16 protein-coding genes and 1 other RNA gene are annotated in these 18640 nt (G+C 29.4%); all 17 read right to left on the bottom strand.

Annotation, left to right across the window (positions count from 1 at the left end; genetic code table 11):
• Positions 1-4 precede the first annotated feature (4 nt).
• On the bottom strand, positions 5-1246 hold the full coding sequence (gene hydF, locus LN42_RS00765; RefSeq protein ID WP_075780104.1) for a [FeFe] hydrogenase H-cluster maturation GTPase HydF: 1242 nt from the start codon (positions 1244-1246) through the stop codon (positions 5-7).
• Entirely contained in the window at positions 1221-2345 is a 1125-nt protein-coding gene (gene hydE, locus LN42_RS00760; RefSeq protein ID WP_075780103.1) for a [FeFe] hydrogenase H-cluster radical SAM maturase HydE, read from the bottom strand. The genes hydF and hydE overlap by 26 nt, the downstream gene beginning before the upstream one ends.
• Before the next feature lie 3 nt (positions 2346-2348).
• The gene (hydG, locus tag LN42_RS00755) at positions 2349-3764 is read right to left on the bottom strand and encodes a [FeFe] hydrogenase H-cluster radical SAM maturase HydG (protein WP_014295633.1); all 1416 of its coding nucleotides are present in this window, start codon (positions 3762-3764) and stop codon (positions 2349-2351) included.
• A gap of 20 nt (positions 3765-3784) precedes the next feature.
• Positions 3785-4033 carry a TM1266 family iron-only hydrogenase system putative regulator gene (locus LN42_RS00750; RefSeq protein WP_014295632.1) on the bottom strand — a complete coding sequence of 83 codons (249 nt, stop codon included), beginning with the start codon at positions 4031-4033 and terminating at the stop codon, positions 3785-3787.
• Between the two features lie 198 nt (positions 4034-4231).
• Entirely contained in the window at positions 4232-4588 is a 357-nt protein-coding gene (locus tag LN42_RS00745) for a class II SORL domain-containing protein (protein WP_014295631.1), read from the bottom strand.
• Between the two features lie 12 nt (positions 4589-4600).
• Complete coding sequence (locus LN42_RS00740) at positions 4601-5110, bottom strand: rubrerythrin family protein (RefSeq protein WP_075780102.1); 510 nt, start codon at positions 5108-5110, stop codon at positions 4601-4603.
• A 119-nt stretch (positions 5111-5229) separates the two neighbouring features.
• Positions 5230-5556, bottom strand: an RNA gene (rnpB, locus tag LN42_RS00735) — RNase P RNA component class A.
• Positions 5557-5564: 8 nt separating this feature from the next.
• Positions 5565-6476, bottom strand: coding sequence for a TIGR01212 family radical SAM protein (locus tag LN42_RS00730; RefSeq protein ID WP_014295629.1), 912 nt, complete (start codon positions 6474-6476; stop codon positions 5565-5567).
• A 52-nt stretch (positions 6477-6528) separates the two neighbouring features.
• A complete protein-coding gene (locus tag LN42_RS00725) occupies positions 6529-7800 on the bottom strand; it encodes an amidohydrolase (protein WP_075780101.1) in 1272 nt (423 codons plus the stop codon).
• A gap of 24 nt (positions 7801-7824) precedes the next feature.
• A complete protein-coding gene (locus LN42_RS00720; protein WP_075780100.1) occupies positions 7825-10029 on the bottom strand; it encodes a methyl-accepting chemotaxis protein in 2205 nt (734 codons plus the stop codon).
• A gap of 33 nt (positions 10030-10062) precedes the next feature.
• A complete protein-coding gene (locus tag LN42_RS00715) occupies positions 10063-10806 on the bottom strand; it encodes an alpha/beta fold hydrolase (protein WP_075780099.1) in 744 nt (247 codons plus the stop codon).
• Between the two features lie 21 nt (positions 10807-10827).
• Positions 10828-12147: a transcription termination factor Rho gene (rho, locus tag LN42_RS00710; protein ID WP_014295625.1), complete on the bottom strand. Its 1320-nt coding sequence runs from the start codon at positions 12145-12147 to the stop codon at positions 10828-10830.
• Between the two features lie 188 nt (positions 12148-12335).
• Positions 12336-13031 carry a hypothetical protein gene (locus LN42_RS00705; RefSeq protein WP_075780098.1) on the bottom strand — a complete coding sequence of 232 codons (696 nt, stop codon included), beginning with the start codon at positions 13029-13031 and terminating at the stop codon, positions 12336-12338.
• 10 nt (positions 13032-13041) lie between these two features.
• Positions 13042-15726 (bottom strand): DNA polymerase I, encoded by a 2685-nt coding sequence (gene polA, locus LN42_RS00700; RefSeq protein WP_075780097.1) that lies wholly within the window; start codon positions 15724-15726, stop codon positions 13042-13044.
• Positions 15727-15733: 7 nt separating this feature from the next.
• A complete protein-coding gene (locus LN42_RS00695) occupies positions 15734-15931 on the bottom strand; it encodes a hypothetical protein (protein ID WP_075780096.1) in 198 nt (65 codons plus the stop codon).
• 21 nt (positions 15932-15952) lie between these two features.
• Complete coding sequence (gene dtd / locus LN42_RS00690) at positions 15953-16405, bottom strand: D-aminoacyl-tRNA deacylase (protein WP_014295621.1); 453 nt, start codon at positions 16403-16405, stop codon at positions 15953-15955.
• A 2-nt stretch (positions 16406-16407) separates the two neighbouring features.
• Complete coding sequence (locus LN42_RS00685) at positions 16408-18561, bottom strand: bifunctional (p)ppGpp synthetase/guanosine-3',5'-bis(diphosphate) 3'-pyrophosphohydrolase (RefSeq protein WP_075780095.1); 2154 nt, start codon at positions 18559-18561, stop codon at positions 16408-16410.
• Between the last annotated feature and the right edge of the window lie 79 nt (positions 18562-18640).

Below are 18640 nucleotides of genomic sequence, written 5' to 3'. Positions count from 1 at the left end.
CATATTAATCCAATAACAATGATTCATATCCTTTATGTTTATTTCTTGATATTTCGGGGAATATTTCCAACGCTCTATCTATTGCTCCATGTAAATATGAAATTAATACACCATAATTTACTATTGGTATATTATACATAGTGGCAATATTTATACGTCTTAACATTGCTTTTCTCGTTAATGTACAACCTCCACAATGAATAATAAGCTTTGCATTTTTAACTTTTTCATATTCAGGAAATTCTGTTCCAGCAATAAATTCAAAATTTATATTTATACCAAGATGATTTGTAAGCCAACGTGGAATTTTCACTCTTCCTATATCCTCTGTAAGTGGTCTATGAGAACAACCTTCCATTATTATCACAGTATCTCCATCTTTTAATTTTTCAATGGCTTCCACGCTTTTTGATAATATTTCAAGATCTCCTTTATGACGAGCTTCTAAAATGGAAAATGTTGTAAGAGGAATATCGCTATCTATATTCGAAACAACTTTCATTACACTTTGAGAATCTGTAACTACAAGATCAGGTTTCCTTTGCAAATTTTCTAAGGTATGTTTTAATTCTCTTTCTTTTGTTACTATAGCTATTGCTTCACGATCAAGAATTTCTCTAATGGCTGTAACCTGTGGCATTATTAAGCGTCCTTTTGGTGCGCCAAGATCTATGGGAACAACTAAAACTATTAATTGTCCTGGTTCTATTAAATCTGCTATTAAAGGTATTTCCTCTTCTTTCGGTAATACTTTCGCTATTAATTCTTTTAAATCTTCAATCCCTTCTTTTTTTAATGCTGAAATTGAAATTACATTTTTTGTGTATTGTTTATAACTATTTTCTATTTCTATTATATTTTTTATTATATCCTTTTTGTTTATTACAACGATAAATGGAATTTTTAAATCTTTAAATATCTCAATAAGTTTTTTTTCATATTTGCTAACTTTATCATTTGTTACTATTAATCCAATGTCCGCTTTATATAATGCTTTATACGCTTTTTTTACCCTAAATTCTCCTATTTTACCTTCATCATCTATTCCAGGTGTATCAATAATAGTAACAGGACCTATTGGCTGCAATTCCATTGTTTTGAATACAGGATCAGTAGTGGTACCGGGAATATCGCTCGTAATAGCAATTTCTTGATCAAAAAGTGCATTAATAAGCGTAGACTTACCAGCATTTCTTCTACCAGCAATTGCTATATATTTTCTATATCCTTTCATAGGAGTAGCCATTTCTTTTCGCCTCCAAAATCCTTCTATATGTATACGGACTTAATTTTAAACCTTCTTCAAGAATTCTTTCCGCAGTTTCATAAAACTCAACTTTTATTTTTTCATCATATATATTGTAATTTTTCCTATATTTATCAGGAGTAATGTTTACCATTATTACATTACAACCACTTCTCAAAGCCTTAAATTGATAATCTCTTTTTAAAGTTCCCAAAGCTGTTGTTGCAGGCATTAATGCATATGGAATTGTTAATCTTGTTGCTGCATATGCATTTAACGTTAAATCAGCAGAACCATCTGGATATCCTTCTAATGGCGTATTATGCGTTGATATAAATGGTCCCATGCCAATCATTTTTATTCTATGATCTCTCATAAATATGATGTCATCAGCTATGTCTTTTTCTGTTTGCCCTGGAAGACCAATTATATTACCTGAACCTGTAATATATCCCAGGTATACAAGATAATCTAACAATTCTATTCTATATTCATAATCTTTATCTGGATGTATCTCATTAAATATTTTTTTGTTTATTGTTTCATGTTTTAGTAAAACCTTTGAAGCACCAGCTTCTTTAAATCTTTTATATGCTTCCTTGCTTCTTTCACCAATTGAAAGGGAAACAGATGTTTTATATTCATGATGAATTTTATATATTATTCTTTCCAATGTTTCATCAGAAAAATACTCATCTTCTCCTCCTTGTAAGATAATGGTTGTTAGTCCCATCTTTACTCCGTTTTTTGCTATTTTTAATATTTCTTCTTCTGGTATTCTATATCTTTTTATACAATTATTTTGTACTCTAATTCCACAATAATTACAACTTTTATTACAATAATTGGTAAATTCAATTATTCCTTTTAATGTAATAAAGTCTGTAGTCAATGTCCTTGTTACTATATCTGCTACTTTATATATTTCTTCTTTTTTATTTTCGTTTTCTAACCTTAAAATCCATAATATTTTTTCATAATCCAATGTGAAGTATTTCAAAAAATAGTTTATTATTTCACTTACTTCTGAAGAAACATCATTTTGAATTTTTTTTAATTTCTCAATTAATCTTTCAAACCGTTTTGAAATATAAATCACCCCTTAGAAATATAAATCTCTTTCTCCAGCTTTTATTTTTTCTATTTTTTGAAGTAATTCTTTTTTTAACGGGGAATCTTGCATATTTTTAATTTCTTCTTCTATTCTTTTTGCACCAATTTTCTTTGTTGATTCTGGTGCATAGTCTTCTAAATATTCAAGAAATGTCAAAACAGCATTAGGAGTACAAAATCTCTTTACAAATCCCGGTATAGCAAATTCCATAAAATGTTCTCCTGTTCTTCCCAATCTATAGCATCCTGTACAGAATGAAGGCAAGTAACCTTCTTCACAAAGTTCTTCAATAATTTGATCTAATGTTCTATTATCTCCAAGCAGGAATTGACTTTTCTTTATCTTTTCTTCATCGGTTTCAGAATAACTTCCTACGCCTATACTTGAACCACCATCTATTTGGGAAACTCCAAACTTTAATACTTCATTTCTTATTTCCACAGGTTCTCTTGCTGTTAGTATTAATCCTGTATATGGTACTGCTAATCTTAAAATAGCTACCAGCTTTTTAAAATTTTTATCATCCAGTGCATATGGCGGTCTTTCTGCAATTGGTGTATCAAGTGCTGGTTCTATTCGAGGAAATGATATTGTATGAGGCCCAACATTAAATCTTTCTTCAAAATGTATAGTATGATATAATAATCCCATTGCTTCAAATTTCCAATCATATAATCCAAATAATGCACCAATTCCAACATCATCTAATCCTGCTTGAAATGCTCTGTCAAGACCATATAATCGCCATAAATAATTGGATTTTGGACCACTTATATGATATTTTTTATATGTTTCTCTATGATAGGTTTCCTGAAATATCTGAAAAGTTCCAATTCCAACCTCTTTAAATAATTTATAATCTTCAACAGTCTGTGGAGCTGCATTTACGTTTACTCTTCTTATTTCACCTTTTCCTTTTTTTGTATTATATATTGTTCTAATAGTTTCTGTCATAAATTTTGCATTATACTTCGGATGTTCACCAAAAACTACTATTAATCGTTTATGTCCTTTATCTTCAAGAGCTTCTACTTCTTTTTTCACTTCTTCAATACTTAAAGAACGTCTTACAATATTTTTATTAGTTACTCTAAATCCACAATACTGACAATTGTTTATACACTCATTTCCAATATACAAAGGTGCAAATAATACTATTCTATTTCCATATATTCTTCTTTTTAATTCTCTTGCACCTTCAAATATTTCTTCAAGCAACTCTTCATCTTCAACATTTAATAATGTTGCCATTTCCTCCGGATCTAATCGATTTTTATTAAGTGATTTTTGAATTATTTCACGAACTTTAAATTTGTCAGGATTTTTTGTAGTTTCTAAATATTCAAAGATTTTTTCTTCTGGAATAAAGGATTTTAAATTGTCTCTATCTTTTATATATAACATTATAAACACCTCCAGATAATTTAAATTTTTAAAGTTGTACTTTTAACCTTTACAGAATCAATTTGCCCTAATTTTCCAGATAATGCACCAAGCTCATCTGTTGTCATTTCCACCACAAGAAATATTATCGCTATTCCTTTTTCCTTCATTGGATAACCCACTCTCAAAAGAATTTTTTCACCATAATTGTGTAATAAATCACTTACTTTTTGATAAGCTAAGTCACGGTTATAAATTATTATGGACAATGTGCTTATCTTCTTTTCCATAAAAAAACACCCCTTCCTTTGGTATTTTCTATACACCAAGGAAGGGGAATATTGTATCCCTTATTTCCCCTCCCTTGATGTCAGGAATACTCCCTTCATCTCAGGAGAAAATTTTCACTTTTATATTTCGAGAAAATTATAACATACTTTTTTTACATAAATATTAACATATTAAAAAAATAAGGAGCATAAAGCTCCTTATTCTACTTCTATAACCTTTTCTGATTCCCATAAACCATGGAGGTTACAATATGAATGTGCTATTAAAGTTCCTTTTTTATCTAATTTTATATGTGTTAATACATGTGGTTCAGTTACTCCTGCACCAAATTCAAATCTTCCAAGATGAATGGTATTTGGATTATCCTCATAATGAACATATAAATCTATCCACGCAATATGATGTTCCACTGTATTTGGATGAGCTATATCTTTTCCAACCTGTACCTCAACTTTAAATGTCTCTCCTGCCTTTACCTTTTCAGGTGCATCTATAACTGGTACATGCTTTTCATTTTTGAAATCTGCTGATTTAATTACATCTCCTAATTTCATTTTTTTCCCTCCTTAAAACTCTTCAAATTGTGATGAGGTTGCACCACAAACTGGACATTTTTCTGGTATTTCATCAAATGTTGTATATCCACAAATCTTACATACATAAACCTTTTTATCTTCTAAATCTTCATTGGTTTCAAGATGCTTTTTTGCTTCTTTATAAATTTCTTCATGTATTTTTTCAGCTTCTAATGCATAATGAGCACTTCTTACAGCTTCTTTTTCTTCCTGGAATTCTGAAGCATTTTTATATACTGGATACATTTCTTCAATTTCAAAGTGTTCTCCAGCCGCTGAATCTTCTAAATTATCTCCTACGCTTCCTAAATAGCCCAATGCTTTAAAATGATTTCGAGCATGTACAAACTCTGCATATGCAATTGCTCTCCATAATCTCGCAAGATTTTTTTTGCCCTGAGCTTCAGCATCTTCAGCATAAATTGTATACTTCATATGAGCTTTTGACTCTCCAGTAAATGCATCTTCTAAAAATTTTCTTGTCATTTCTTTTTTTACCATAGTAATACCCCCTTGATTATAATTTTATAACTAAAAACAAATTTAAAATCATTACAAATATATTCTATACCGTTTATTTTACTTAAAAATTACAAAAAGTTTACAGTTCGATTAGCTAACAAAAAAGTGGGACGGTAAGCCGGATTCTGTTTTATCGGTCATTTATCTAAGCGGTCTACCTGGAAGGCGCCATAAAAGGCAAGCTGGGCAAGCTTAACCTTCCTATTTGACCTTGCTCAGGATGGGGGTTACCAGGCCATCAGGTTACCCTGATGCCGGTGAGCTCTTACCTCACCTTTCCACCCTTGCCATATTCGGCGGTTTTCGTTTCTATGGCCCTTTCCGAGGATCACTCCTCCCGGCAGTTAACCGGCATCCCGCCCTCAGAGTCCGGACTTTCCTCATGGCATGCGAGTATGCTGCCACGCGACCGATCGTCCCACTTTATAATATATTATCTATTTAAGTAATTAAATAATCTTCCCTGATAGGTATTTCTATTTTTCATTTCTTTTTCAAGTAAATTTATTATTTTAATTTTGGACATTCCCCAATTCCCATGCAAAACACCTTCTCTTGGTGGATCAGCTGCTAAACGATGAATTACAATTTCTGGATCAAGATATTCTAAAAATAATATATTTCTATTAATAAATTCTTCTAAACTTAAAGGCTTTACTTCACCATTTTTATACATTTTTCCAAGTACAGTATCTTCAGTTATATAAAGGGAATGCAATTTTACACCATCTACTTTTAATGCTGATAATATTTTTGCTCCTTCAATAATATCTTCTTCACTATCCCAGGGCAAATCCACTATCATATGCACTATCACTTCAAGGTTTCTTTGTTTTGCTCTATTAACAGCATCTATAAACTCTGCAAGTGAATGGCCTCTATTTAAAATTTTTAATGTGTTTATATTAACGCTTTGAAGTCCATATTCTATATAAACATCCATTTTTTCTTTATACGATGCAATTAAATCCAAAACATCGTCTGGCACTGTATCAGGTCGTGTTGAAATATCAAGAATTATTATTCTTTCATCTATTAACGCCGAATCATAAATTTTTTTTAAAACATGTGCCGGTGCATATGTATTTGTATTTGATTGAAAATATGCCATAAATTTGTTTGCTCTACCTTCATATCTTTTCATCATTATTTGTATCTGTTCTGCAATAGGTGTTTTAGGAGATAATGCTGCAAACCCGCTCCCACTTTCTTCACAGTAGATACATCCACCAGTTCCTCTTACACCGGTTTTATTTGGACAGGTAAAACCAGCGTTTATAGGTAAACGCTGGACTCTTTCTCCATATCTTTTTTTTAAGTAATCACTTAATTTATTGTATAACACCTTCTCTGCTCCTTTTTTATCTTTTCGTTTCTCTAATATTATAAACGTTTATTTATTCTTTTTCTTTAATTTTATTTTCGAGATTAGTGTATAATTCATGAAATTTTTCGTAATAATTATTTTCTTTTAATTTTGGAAATTCACCATTGTAATAAACCCATTCGCCATTTACCATAGTTGCATAGACTCTATTGGATGGTGCTGAATATACTATATGAGATTTTAATCTATTTAAATCTACAGGATAGAATTCTATGTTATTTATATCAATAACTGCAAAATCCGCTTTGTAACCTTCTTCTATTCTTCCAATTTTTTCGTTTAGTGCATATCCTCCATTTTCCCATACCATTCTTAATGCTTCTTCTGTTTTAAACTTTTCAGGACCATATGATTTTTGTAGTAATGCTGCTAATCTCATTTCTTCCCAAAGATTTAAAGTATTATTACTTGCTGCCCCATCTGTTCCAAGAGTTACATTGATTTCATGTTCCAGCATTTTTATTATAGGAGCAATTCCATTACCTAATTTTAAGTTGCTTGAAGGGTTATGTGCAACTGTAATCTCATTTCTTGCCAGAATTTTCATATCTTTATCATCTACATGAACACAATGTGCAGCAATTACGTTATTTTTAAATAAGCCCGTTTTTTCTAAATCTTCAAAGGAATACATATCCCTTTCATGTTTAGCCTCATATAAATGTATTGTAGCAAATGTATCGTATTTTTCCGTTAATTCAGCTATTTCTTCAAGTTTATTCATTGGACATGTATATGGAGCATGTGGTCCAAATCCCACTTTTATATTATATTTGTTATGGTATTTTTCAAAAAGCTCTATTGTTTCATCTATTCTTCTTTTCCATCCTTCATCATTATCATATCCCAATCCTCTTGTTAAATACGCTCTTACTCCTAAATCCTTTACTGCATCTGCTGTTCCATTCATAAATAAATACATATCTACAACTGTTGTTGTTCCTTTGGATAACATTTCCATTGTTGATATTAAAGAACCATAATATGTGAGTTCATCTGTTAATAATTCTTCTCGAGGAAACATAACGTCAAACAGCCATTCTTTTAAGGTTAAATCATCACCTATTCCTCTGAACAAACTCATTGCAAGATGTGTATGTGTATTTATAAATCCAGGAAGTATGAGTTTATCTTTTAAATCTATTAATTCCACAGTATTGTCTTCATTTTCTATATTTTCTTCAATTTCTATTATAATTCCATTTTCAATTAAAATGTCCATTTTTTTTATTTCTGCATCTGCACTCATTAACACATATGCATTTTTTAATATTTTTTTCATTTTTTCACCTCTATACTATTGACATTATATTTTGAAATTATCCAATTTATTGTTCAACTCTTCTACTAATTTTTTCAATTCTTCTGCTTTTTCATTTACATTGCTTATTTCTTCGCTTTCTATCTGGATATCTCTTGTTATTTCGGATATTTCTTCAGAAATTTGATTTACCATTTGTGAAGTTTTTTCAGCTGCTGCCGCCATCTCTTCTGTTGAAGCACTTTGCTCTTCAGCACTTGAGGTTAATCCTTCAACTCGTTTATTTATATTTTCTATTTTTTCAAGGATTACTCCAAATTTTTCTTTTACATCATTAGCCTGATTTTCAACTTCATTTATTACTTCTACAGTTTCCTCTGTAGCCTTATTTGCCTGAATCGTACCATTTTTTATTTCTGTTAAGATTTTAGCAATTTCTTCTGTTGCATTTTTACTTTCTTCTGCTAATTTTCTTATTTCATCTGCAACTACAGCAAATCCTTTCCCGGCTTCTCCAGCCCTTGCCGCCTCTATTGCTGCATTTAATGCAAGTAAATTGGTCTGTTCTGTAATTGTTGTTATTGTATCAACAATTTCACCAATATTTTCAGCTTTTTCTGATAAGGTTTCAACTGCTTTTTCTGTTTCAGTTGATTTTTCTACTGCTTTTTGTATTATTTCATTAATTTGAATTATTGATTTTTCACCTTTTTCAGTTATTTCTGTAGCTTCATTTACTTCTTTTGATATTTCTGATGTATCGCTTGAAACCTTTTGAGCAGCAATTGAAACTTCATTTACACCTGTAGTTAGCATTTCTGTATATGATGCTGCATTTTCAGCATTTTCTTCTATATCCATGGCTTTTGATAATGATTCTTCATTTGCTCGCATTGTTTTGTTTGATATTTCCGTTAGTGTTTCTGCTGAATTTTCAATCTTATCTCCTGCTATTAGTATCCATTTTATTGTATCTTTAAGATTATTTGCCATATTTTGCAATGATTTTGCTATTAATGCTGTTTCATCTTTACTTTTTACTTTAAAATCTACTGTAAAGTCGCCAAGTGCAAATTTATCAACTTTTTTACTCAATTCAATTAGTGGACTTGATATTTTTTGTGAAAAGAATATTGATATGACTATTGAAATTATTAATATAATTACAGAGGTTATAGATAATATATTTCTGATTTTAACTGAATCTTCATAAGCCTCTTTTAATGAAACTTCTGCCACAAATATCCAGTTTATATCTTTAAAATTAAACAATGAATAGGCTACAATCACATCTTCATTGTTTATGTTTTTAGAAATCTCCCATCCAGAATTTCCTTTTAAAGCTTCTACAATATAGTCTGTATCAACTTTTTGTTTTAATAATGTATTTTTGTCTGGCAAATTACTTCTCATTATTTTATCTTTACCTACTATGTATGTAATTCCAGTTTTCCCCATTCCACTTCTATCCATAAAGATTTTTTCAAAATTTTCCACATTTAATCTAATTATTAAATAACCTATGTTTTGATTGTCATATATTAATTTCTTACCGGCAAAAAAAGCATATTTGCTGTCGCCTATATTATATTCTTCGATATCTAAAAAATGAACTTTATTTTCTTTATCTTCACTTAAAATTTTATATATCTTCGCCAAACTGGTATTTTTTAATTTTGACGAATTAATACTTTCTGCAAAATCATCGTTTTTCTTAACGGAATATAGTACGTATCCATCTGAAGATATGTAATAAATATCATAATATAAATTTTTAGTATTTATCAATTTTCTCAACAATGGATTTATTTTCTCATGAACTGAATTATATTGATATACTTCATCTAAAACATCTGAGGATATTTTATTTTGATCAAAATTGTCATCATAAAAGAAATTGTCAAGTTTTTCTTTTTCTTTATAAGGATTATTCTCATAATATATAAGTTTTAAATCTTTTAATAATGTATCAAAGTCATCTAAGCTTTTATAAAAATCTTCTTCGTCATAAAATCCTTTTAAATTTTCAACTATAGCATTCATATCGCTAAAGTAATCTAAATCATTTGAAACTTCCATCAATGTCTTTTGTAACAACATTATTTTTGAGTCCCGGGCTACTATTAATTTATTAACAAAACTCTTTTTTAAGGAATCCTGAGATTGCGTTAAACTTATCATAAAAAATACCAGAAATGATATAAACAACAAAGAAAATGTCAAAATCAATATTTTGGATTTTATTTTCATATTATCTCCCCCCAAAAATTTTTTTAATATTTTTTATTCAATAAATTCAAAGATGGCTTCATAAAATTTATCTTTGTATTTTGGTTCATTAAATACTTCATGTTTGGCATATTTATGTTTTTTTAAGTATAAGGTATTTATTTTTTGAGATAATTTTTCAAGCTCATTGATATTCACAATTTTATCTTCTTCACCATATTGAAGTAATACTGGAATATCCAATTTTTCAGCACTATTCAAGGCTTTTTCTGCTTCAGAAAAAAGTTGTTTGGCAGTTTTCATTGAAATTCTATTGTGTACTAACGGATCATTTATATATTTTTCAACTGCTTTTTCGCTATAACATAATGCTGATGGAGATATTCCGTTACTTATTGTTAAACTTCCAAAAATACCTACTGTTGATAATAAAATTTTATGAAAAGAATTATATAATTTCCCAACTGCAGGTGAAGATAATATTAATTTTTCTGGTTTTTTCTCTGAAACTTCTGCATATCTTAAAGATATAAGCCCTCCTAAGCTATGTCCAAATAATATAAATTTATCAGGTGTTATTTCTTCTATATATTCATAAATTTTATAAAAATCCTTTATATGCCCTCTTTTACCTTCGCTTAAACCATGACCCGGTAAATCAAATGTAATTACCTGAAAATTTCTTTCTAACAACATTTCTATAAATGGTTTATACCTTCCTGAATGTTCTCCAAGTCCATGTACAATAACAAATGTAGCTTTTGGCTTAGAATCCTTTATAAATCTCTTTAAATACATATTATCCCCCCTGAAATTAAACTAATTTATAAATTTTTGTTTTTCAATTTCTTTGAACATTTTTTTATTTGTTTCATACTTTCTCATTAATCTGAATATCTCCATTATTGCTTCTTCTTTAGTAAGGTTATTTAGCCAATTTCTTAAAATCCATGAATATTTTAATTCTTCTTTTGAAAATAATAATTCTTCTTTTCTTGTTCCTGAAAGCTTTATGTCTATAGACGGGAATATTCGTTTATTTGCTAATTCTCTTGATAGAATCAATTCCATATTTCCTGTTCCCTTAAATTCTTCAAATATTACCTCATCCATTTTTGAACCTGTTTCAACTAAGGCCGTTGCAATTATTGTTAAACTTCCGCCTTCTCTAATTCTTCTAGCTGCTCCAAAGAATTTTTTAGGAAAGGTTAATGCCGATGGATCAACACCACCGCTTAATAATTTTCCGCTTGGGGGAACATACAAATTATATGCTCTGGCCAATCTTGTTAATGAATCCATTAAGATTATTACATCATGTCCAAATTCAACGAGCCTTTTTGCCATATTTAATGTCATTTCTGCAACTTTTATTTGGTTTTGCGGATCCATATCAAAAGGTGCAGCTATTACTTCTGCATCAACCGTTTCTCTAATATCTGTTACTTCTTCAGGTCTCTCATCTATTAATAAAACTATCCTTTTGGTTTCCGGATTATTTTTAGCAATTGAATTAGCCATATCTTTTAATAATGTTGTTTTACCTGCCTTAGGTGGTGCAACAATTAATCCCCTTTGACCTTTACCAATTGGTGAAAAAATATCTATTATTCTGGAACTTAAAGGACCATTTTCATATTCTAATATCAATCGTTCATTTGGATAAACTGGTGTTAAATTCTCAAATGAAACCCTATCTTTTGCTGTTTCAGGATCCTGGTAGTTTACAGCTTCAACACGTAATAATGCAAAGAATTTTTCTCCTTCTTTTGGAGGCCTAACCTGACCTGCAACTACATCACCTGTAGAAAGGTTAAATCTTCTAATTTGCGATTGTGAAACATATACATCGTCATTCCCTGTAAGCAAAGAATTATGGGTATTTCTTAAAAATCCATATCCATCTGGAAGAATTTCAAGGATTCCTTCGTGGAAGAAATATCCGAAAGATTCCGTTTGTTTGCTCAAAATTTTAAACTTTAATTCGTGATCTGTAAGAGTGGAATAATTTTCAATTCCGTATTTTCTTGCAAGATTGTATAATTGTCTCCGGCTCATTTGATTAAGTTTCCCCATATCTATTTCGACAGGGATAATTTCATCTTTTTGCTTTGATGCCTCTTTATTGTTTTCACTCATTTTCACACCTCTTTTGAAAGATTTTTGAAGTTTCTACCGAAGCTTCGATGGAGAGTTTTGAAAGAATATAACATTTAATTATATCATAATAAAACATTTTATTTTCAAAAATATAAATAATTTCCTTAGTTATTATAACATACTATAAAGATATAAAGGGCTTATAGATAAATAGCCCTTTATATTGATTATTTTATTGAATTGAGTATTATTATACTTATAACTGCTGTAAATATTGAAATTACTATATATTTAGTCAATGTTTTTTTAGTTCTATCAATTTTTATATTTATTTTCTTAGTTTGAATACCTTCTCCATTAAAAATGGTTAATGGTAAATTATATAACCCATCTTTTAATTCTTTCAAATTTATATATATAACATTTTTCCCAGGATTAATTTGTTTTATTATATTTAAAAATCCTATTTTCAAATTCGCTTTAGTATTGGAATACAGGATTATTTCTAAATCATCATTATACCAGTCATTATTTGGAGATATTTCTTTTGTATATTTATGAATAATCACTCTTGGCTGAATTTCTTTCTCAAAAGATATTTGAATGTTTTCTTTATTAAAATAGAACTCATATTCTTTTTCATGATATATTATTTTATTTTTACCAGAAGGAACTATAAATTTTTGTTCAGGAGAATATACTCTAATCTTTTCCCCGTCTATTATAACTTCTTCTGGATATTTACTTAATAAAAAAGTAATTGTGGAGATAATAGAATCTTCTATATATTTTATTTTTACTGTGTTTTCATAACTGGTTCCAGTACTTCCAATAGTAATTAAAAAACTAAAATTTATCTTTGTATATGCGAATAAAGAAATACTTAATAAAAGTATACATAATAATACTATTAATTTTCTCACTATAATCGCCTCACTTTGACCACCTTTCGGATACTGCAATATCCACTTTTAGAGGCACATCTAACTTAACAGCATTTTCCATAGTTTCCTTTACAATTAAACTAACTTCTTCAATCCTATCTTCAGGTAATTCTATTACAATTTCATCATGAACCTGAAGAATCATCTTAGCATATTCTGGCAAAACTTTATCTAATTTTATCATTGCCAATTTCATAATATCTGACGCTGTTCCTTGAATTGGAGTATTTACTGCAATTCTTCTTAAATCATTTTTGTTAAGATTCAACTTACTTAAAAATCTTTTTCTTCCAAATAATGTTTCGACATATCCATTTTTATTTAAATTGGATAATATTTCTTTCTGATATTTTTCTACATTTTTATATAGCTCAAAATACTTTTTTATGAATATTCCTGCTTCTTCTATAGAAATCCCTGTTCTTTCAGCTAAACCATATGAGGAAACACCATATATTATAGAAAAGTTTATCATTTTTCCAATTTGCCTCATTTTATTATCAACATTTTCTTCAGGAACATCAAACAATTTCGCTGCTGTAATTTTATGAATATCAAGGTTTTTATTGAATGAATCTATTAAAATTGGATCCTGACTCATATGAGCTAAAACACGTAATTCTATTTGAGAGTAATCCGCACTCATTAAAACATAATTTTCTTTTTCAGCTTTGACAGCTTTTCTTATCTTTTCCCCTTCCACTTCTCTAATTGGTAGATTTTGTAGATTTGGATCACTGCTGCTTAATCTTCCCGTGGCTGCCCCTGTTTGATTAAATGATGTATGAACTCTTCCCGTTACTGGATTTACTAATTTTGGTATTGCTTGAATATATGTTGATAAAAGCTTTTGGTATTTTCTATATTCTAATATAAGCTTAATTACAGGATGTTCATTTTTCAACTCTTCCAGAACCTGTGCATTTGTTGAATATTGACCGCCTTTTGTTTTCTTTTTCGGCTTTATTCCAAGTTTTTCAAATAACAATTCACGGATTTGTTTTGGAGAATTTGGATTAACACTATATCCTGCAATTTCCTGAATTTCATTTAAAATATTTTTGGTAATATTTTTATACTCTTTTTCAAGCTCTTTCAAATATGGAATATCAAAGAAAACTCCATTTAATTCCATTTTGGCTAGAACAGGAATTAGGGGATTTTCTATTTCTTCCATTACCTTTTCAAGTTGAAATTCATAGATTCGAGGTTTTAATACATAAAAAAGACGTAAAGTTATATCTGCATCTTCACCTGAATATTCCGCAACCTTTTCAGGATCTACATCTTTTAATGTATTGGCAAATAAGGTATCTTTTTTTACTATATCATCATATTTTATTGTTTCATAATCGAGATATTTTTTAGCTAAATCATCCATATTGAATCGTCGAGAATCTGGAGAAACAAGATATGCAGCAATCATTGTATCAAAATAAGGATTCTTTATCTCAAACCCATTAACCTTCATTATTGACAAATCGTATTTAAGATTTTGTCCAATTAAATCTTTTTCTTTGAGAATTAACCATATTTTTTTTAATATTTCAAGTTTTTCTTTTTTTTCAAGTTTTGATATATCGATGTAATACCCTGTCCCTGGTTCTGTAGATAAAGCTATACCAAGAATTTCTGCACGATACGGATCTACTGCGGTTGTCTCTAAATCAAATGATACAGGATTTGCATCCTTTATTTTCGATATTATTTCATCGATTTTATCAGGACTTATTAAATGATATTTTCCCTTTTTAGATAGATCTTCAAATTCCGGGATTTCAGGTGAGACTATTACTTTTTTTTCTTCCTTTAATCCTAATTCTCTAATTATTGATTTAAATTCAAATTCATTTAATAATTTCTCAAGTTCCTCTGTATAACCCCTATATATATAATCTTCCCAATTTATATCCAACTCAACATCTGTAATTAATTGAACCAATTTTTTACTTAAAAATGCCATATCTTTTCCTTCTGTTAATTTTTTCTGTATGGATTTAGTTGTATTTCTAACATTTTTATATATTTCTTCAAGAGTCCCATACTCTTTTATAAGCTTTGTAGCCGTTTTTTCTCCAATTCCTTTTACACCAGGAATATTATCCGCAGTGTCTCCAGTTAATGCAAGAAAATCTTGAATTTTTTTAGGTTCAAATCCATATCTCTCTTTAACTTTTTCTATATCATATTCTATTAAATCGGTAATACCTCTGCCAATTCTTAACATTTTTATTTTCTCATCTATTAACTGCATTAAATCTTTATCGGAAGAAAGAATATAAATATTTTTAAATTTTTCCTTTCCTTTTAAAGCCAATGTTGCTATAACATCATCTGCCTCAACACCTTCTTCAGCAATTGTCTTTATTCCAAGTGCATTAACCATTTCAAGTATATAAGGTATTTGTTCTTTGAATATTTTAGGTGTTTCAGGTCTGTTAGCTTTATACTGTTCTAATAATTTGTGCCTATAGGTTACAGTTTTTTTATCCATTACGAAAATAACTGCATCTTCATTTGTTTTTATATATTTTTTTAAGATTTTTATAAGCATTTTGGTAACACCATAGATTGCATTAGTTGGAATTCCTGTTGATGTTTGCAATTCCTGATCCAATGCAAAAAATGCTCTATATGCTACTCCGCTTCCATCTATAAGATATAAATTACTCATATTTTCTTTATTCCCCTCTTACATATTTTTTTGTTCCATCTGGTAATTTAAATTTCACAACAACACCTTTAGCAGGTTTTTCTTCACCTCTATATATTTTATGCACATTTTGAGGAGTTACTCCATATTGAGCTCCTTCACTGCTAATATGTACATCAAAAGGATGTTCAGAATATACGAATACTGTAATTTCAACTTCTTTCATAATAACACCTCCAAATTTTTTTTAAAATGTTTTTTCTGAATCTAATAACAAAGTTACTGGGCCGTCGTTTATTAACTCAACTTCCATTTCTGCTTGAAAAATCCCTCTTTCAACCTTTATATTATAATTGTCTTCAATATATTTCATAAACTTCTCATAATATTCATTAGCTTTATCGGGTTTCGCTGCATTTGAATACGAAGGTCTTCTGCCTTTTCTACAATCTCCATATAATGTAAATTGAGATACAACAAGTATTTCTCCCTTTATATCAAGCAAGGACAAATTCATCTTATCATTTTCATCTTCAAAAATCCTTAAATTCATTATTTTATCTGCTAACCACTTTATATCGTTTTCTGTATCGTTATGCCCTACTCCAAGTAGAACTAAAATTCCCTTTCCAATTTTTCCAACTATTTCATTTTCAACTACCACAGAAGCTTTTTTTACTCTTTGCAATACAGCTCTCAACTTTAACTCCTCCTTACACTATATACTCCCTTTATATTTTTTATTGCCGTTAAAACTCTCATTAGATGTTGTACATCTTTTACAGCTAATCGCATCTTTAGATCTATTCTATCAGTTTTTCTTGTGGTTTCATACATTTCTATATTAGCTTTTTCATTTTTTATTTTTCTTCTTATATCATCAAGAACAGATTTGTTTTCCATTTCTATTAAAAGATGTGTAACGAATTTTGTATTTTCTGCATCTTCTGTTACCCAACTAACTTTTATTACTCTATTTGGTGGAACTTCACGTATATTCATACAATTTCTTCTATGAATACCTATACCTCTTCTACTAACAATACCTATAATGTCATCACCAAGAACAGGATTACAACATTTTGCAAAATAAACATCTATACCTTCCTGACCATCTACTATAACTCCTACTCCTTTTCGCTTATAGGTAATGTGATGTACTTCTTCTTTCTTTTCTTCTATTTTTGGTTCTTCTTTCTTCTCAAATAATTTGTATATCTCCCTTGGGTTTAAATCTCCAAAACCAAGACGAATATATAATTCTTCTTCATTTTTTATCTTGTGTTTTTCACAAAAAATCTCATTATTTCTTATTTCGTGAATTAGATTATCTATGGACATATCAAGGTCTTTAGCAATTTCACGAATCTTGTCTCTTCCTTTTTCTTCAAGATTCTTTTCATTTTTTAATCTGTAATATCTTTTTATTTTATGCTTTGTTCTTGAAGATTTTGCATATTTCAACCAATCTATACTTGGACCAGAAGAGTTTCTGTTAACTATTATTTCTACAATATCTCCATTTTGAAGCTCATAACTTATAGGAACTATTCTTCCATTAACCTTTGCACCGGCAAAATGATTTCCAACGTTAGTATGAATGGCGTATGCAAAATCAATTGGAGTTGCGCCATATGGCAAATGCAAAATCTCACCTTTTGGTGTAAATACAAAAACTTCATGCGCCTGAAGTTCCTCTTCTATTTCACTCATATTAAATGCAGATTGGGCTATTTCTTTATGTAAATCCATTAATCTTTTTACGAAATACATTTTTTTAGCGTCTACACCCTGTTTGTATGCCCAATGTGCTGCAAGACCATATTCACTTTCTTCATGCATTTCCCAATCTCTAATTTGAATTTCAAGCGTTTCACCTTTATTTGTAATAACAGTAGTGTGAATTGACCTATAACCATTTGATTTTGGAACGGCTATATAATCTTTTATTCTTCCGGGCACAGGTCTCCAAACAGAATGAACAACACCTAAAGCTGCATAACATGCTGTAGGAGACTCCGTTATAATTCTTAAAGCAATAAAATCATAAATATCTTCAAAACTTTTGTTTTTTCTTAGCATTTTTTCCCATATACTATATAGATGTTTTGTTCTTCCTTGCAACGTAGCTTTTATATTGTGTTTTTCTAATTGTTCTTTTATTGTTGTTTTATATTCTTCCATCCTGTCATGAACATTTGATACACGTTCTTCCAACTTTCTTTTTAAATCTTCATAGGCTTCTGGATACAGATATTTAAAAGATAAATCCTCTAATTCTGCTTTTATTTTATGAATACCAAGTCTATGGGCAATCGGGGCATAAATTTTTAATGTTTCTTGAGACTTTATCACCTGTTTTTTATATGGAACATACTGTAAAGTTCTCATATTATGTAGTCTATCTGCTAATTTAACAATAATAACCCTTATATCATTTGACATTGCTAACAACATTTTCCTGATAGTCTCTATTTTCTCAAGCGATTTCATATCTACTTTATTTAATTTTTCATTTAATTTTAAATTACTAATTTTGGTAACTCCATCAACTATTCTACTTATTTCCGGTCCAAATTCATTGGTAATCTTTTCAATAGGAACATCACAATCTTCAACAACATCATGCAATAAGGCAGAAGCTATACTTTCAACATCCATCTTCAATTCAGCAAGAATTTTAGATACAGCTTTAGGATGTTCGAAAAAAGGCTCCCCAGAAGCTCTCATCTGACCATTATGAGCTTCCTTAGCAAGATAATATGCTTTCCTCAATATTTCGATTGATTCATCAGGTAGTTTTTTTTCAAGAATATTCTCTATTTCAGTAATATATTCCCTGAATTCCTGTTCCATTTATCCACTCCCTTTCATATGTAAATTATATCATACAATAGATTGTATTACAAAAAATATGCTATAATATAATGTGATT

Source organism: Marinitoga sp. 1137, from assembly GCF_001941525.1.
Lineage (GTDB): Bacteria > Thermotogota > Thermotogae > Petrotogales > Petrotogaceae > Marinitoga > Marinitoga piezophila.
This window is presented reverse-complemented; position numbering and strand designations above follow the sequence as displayed.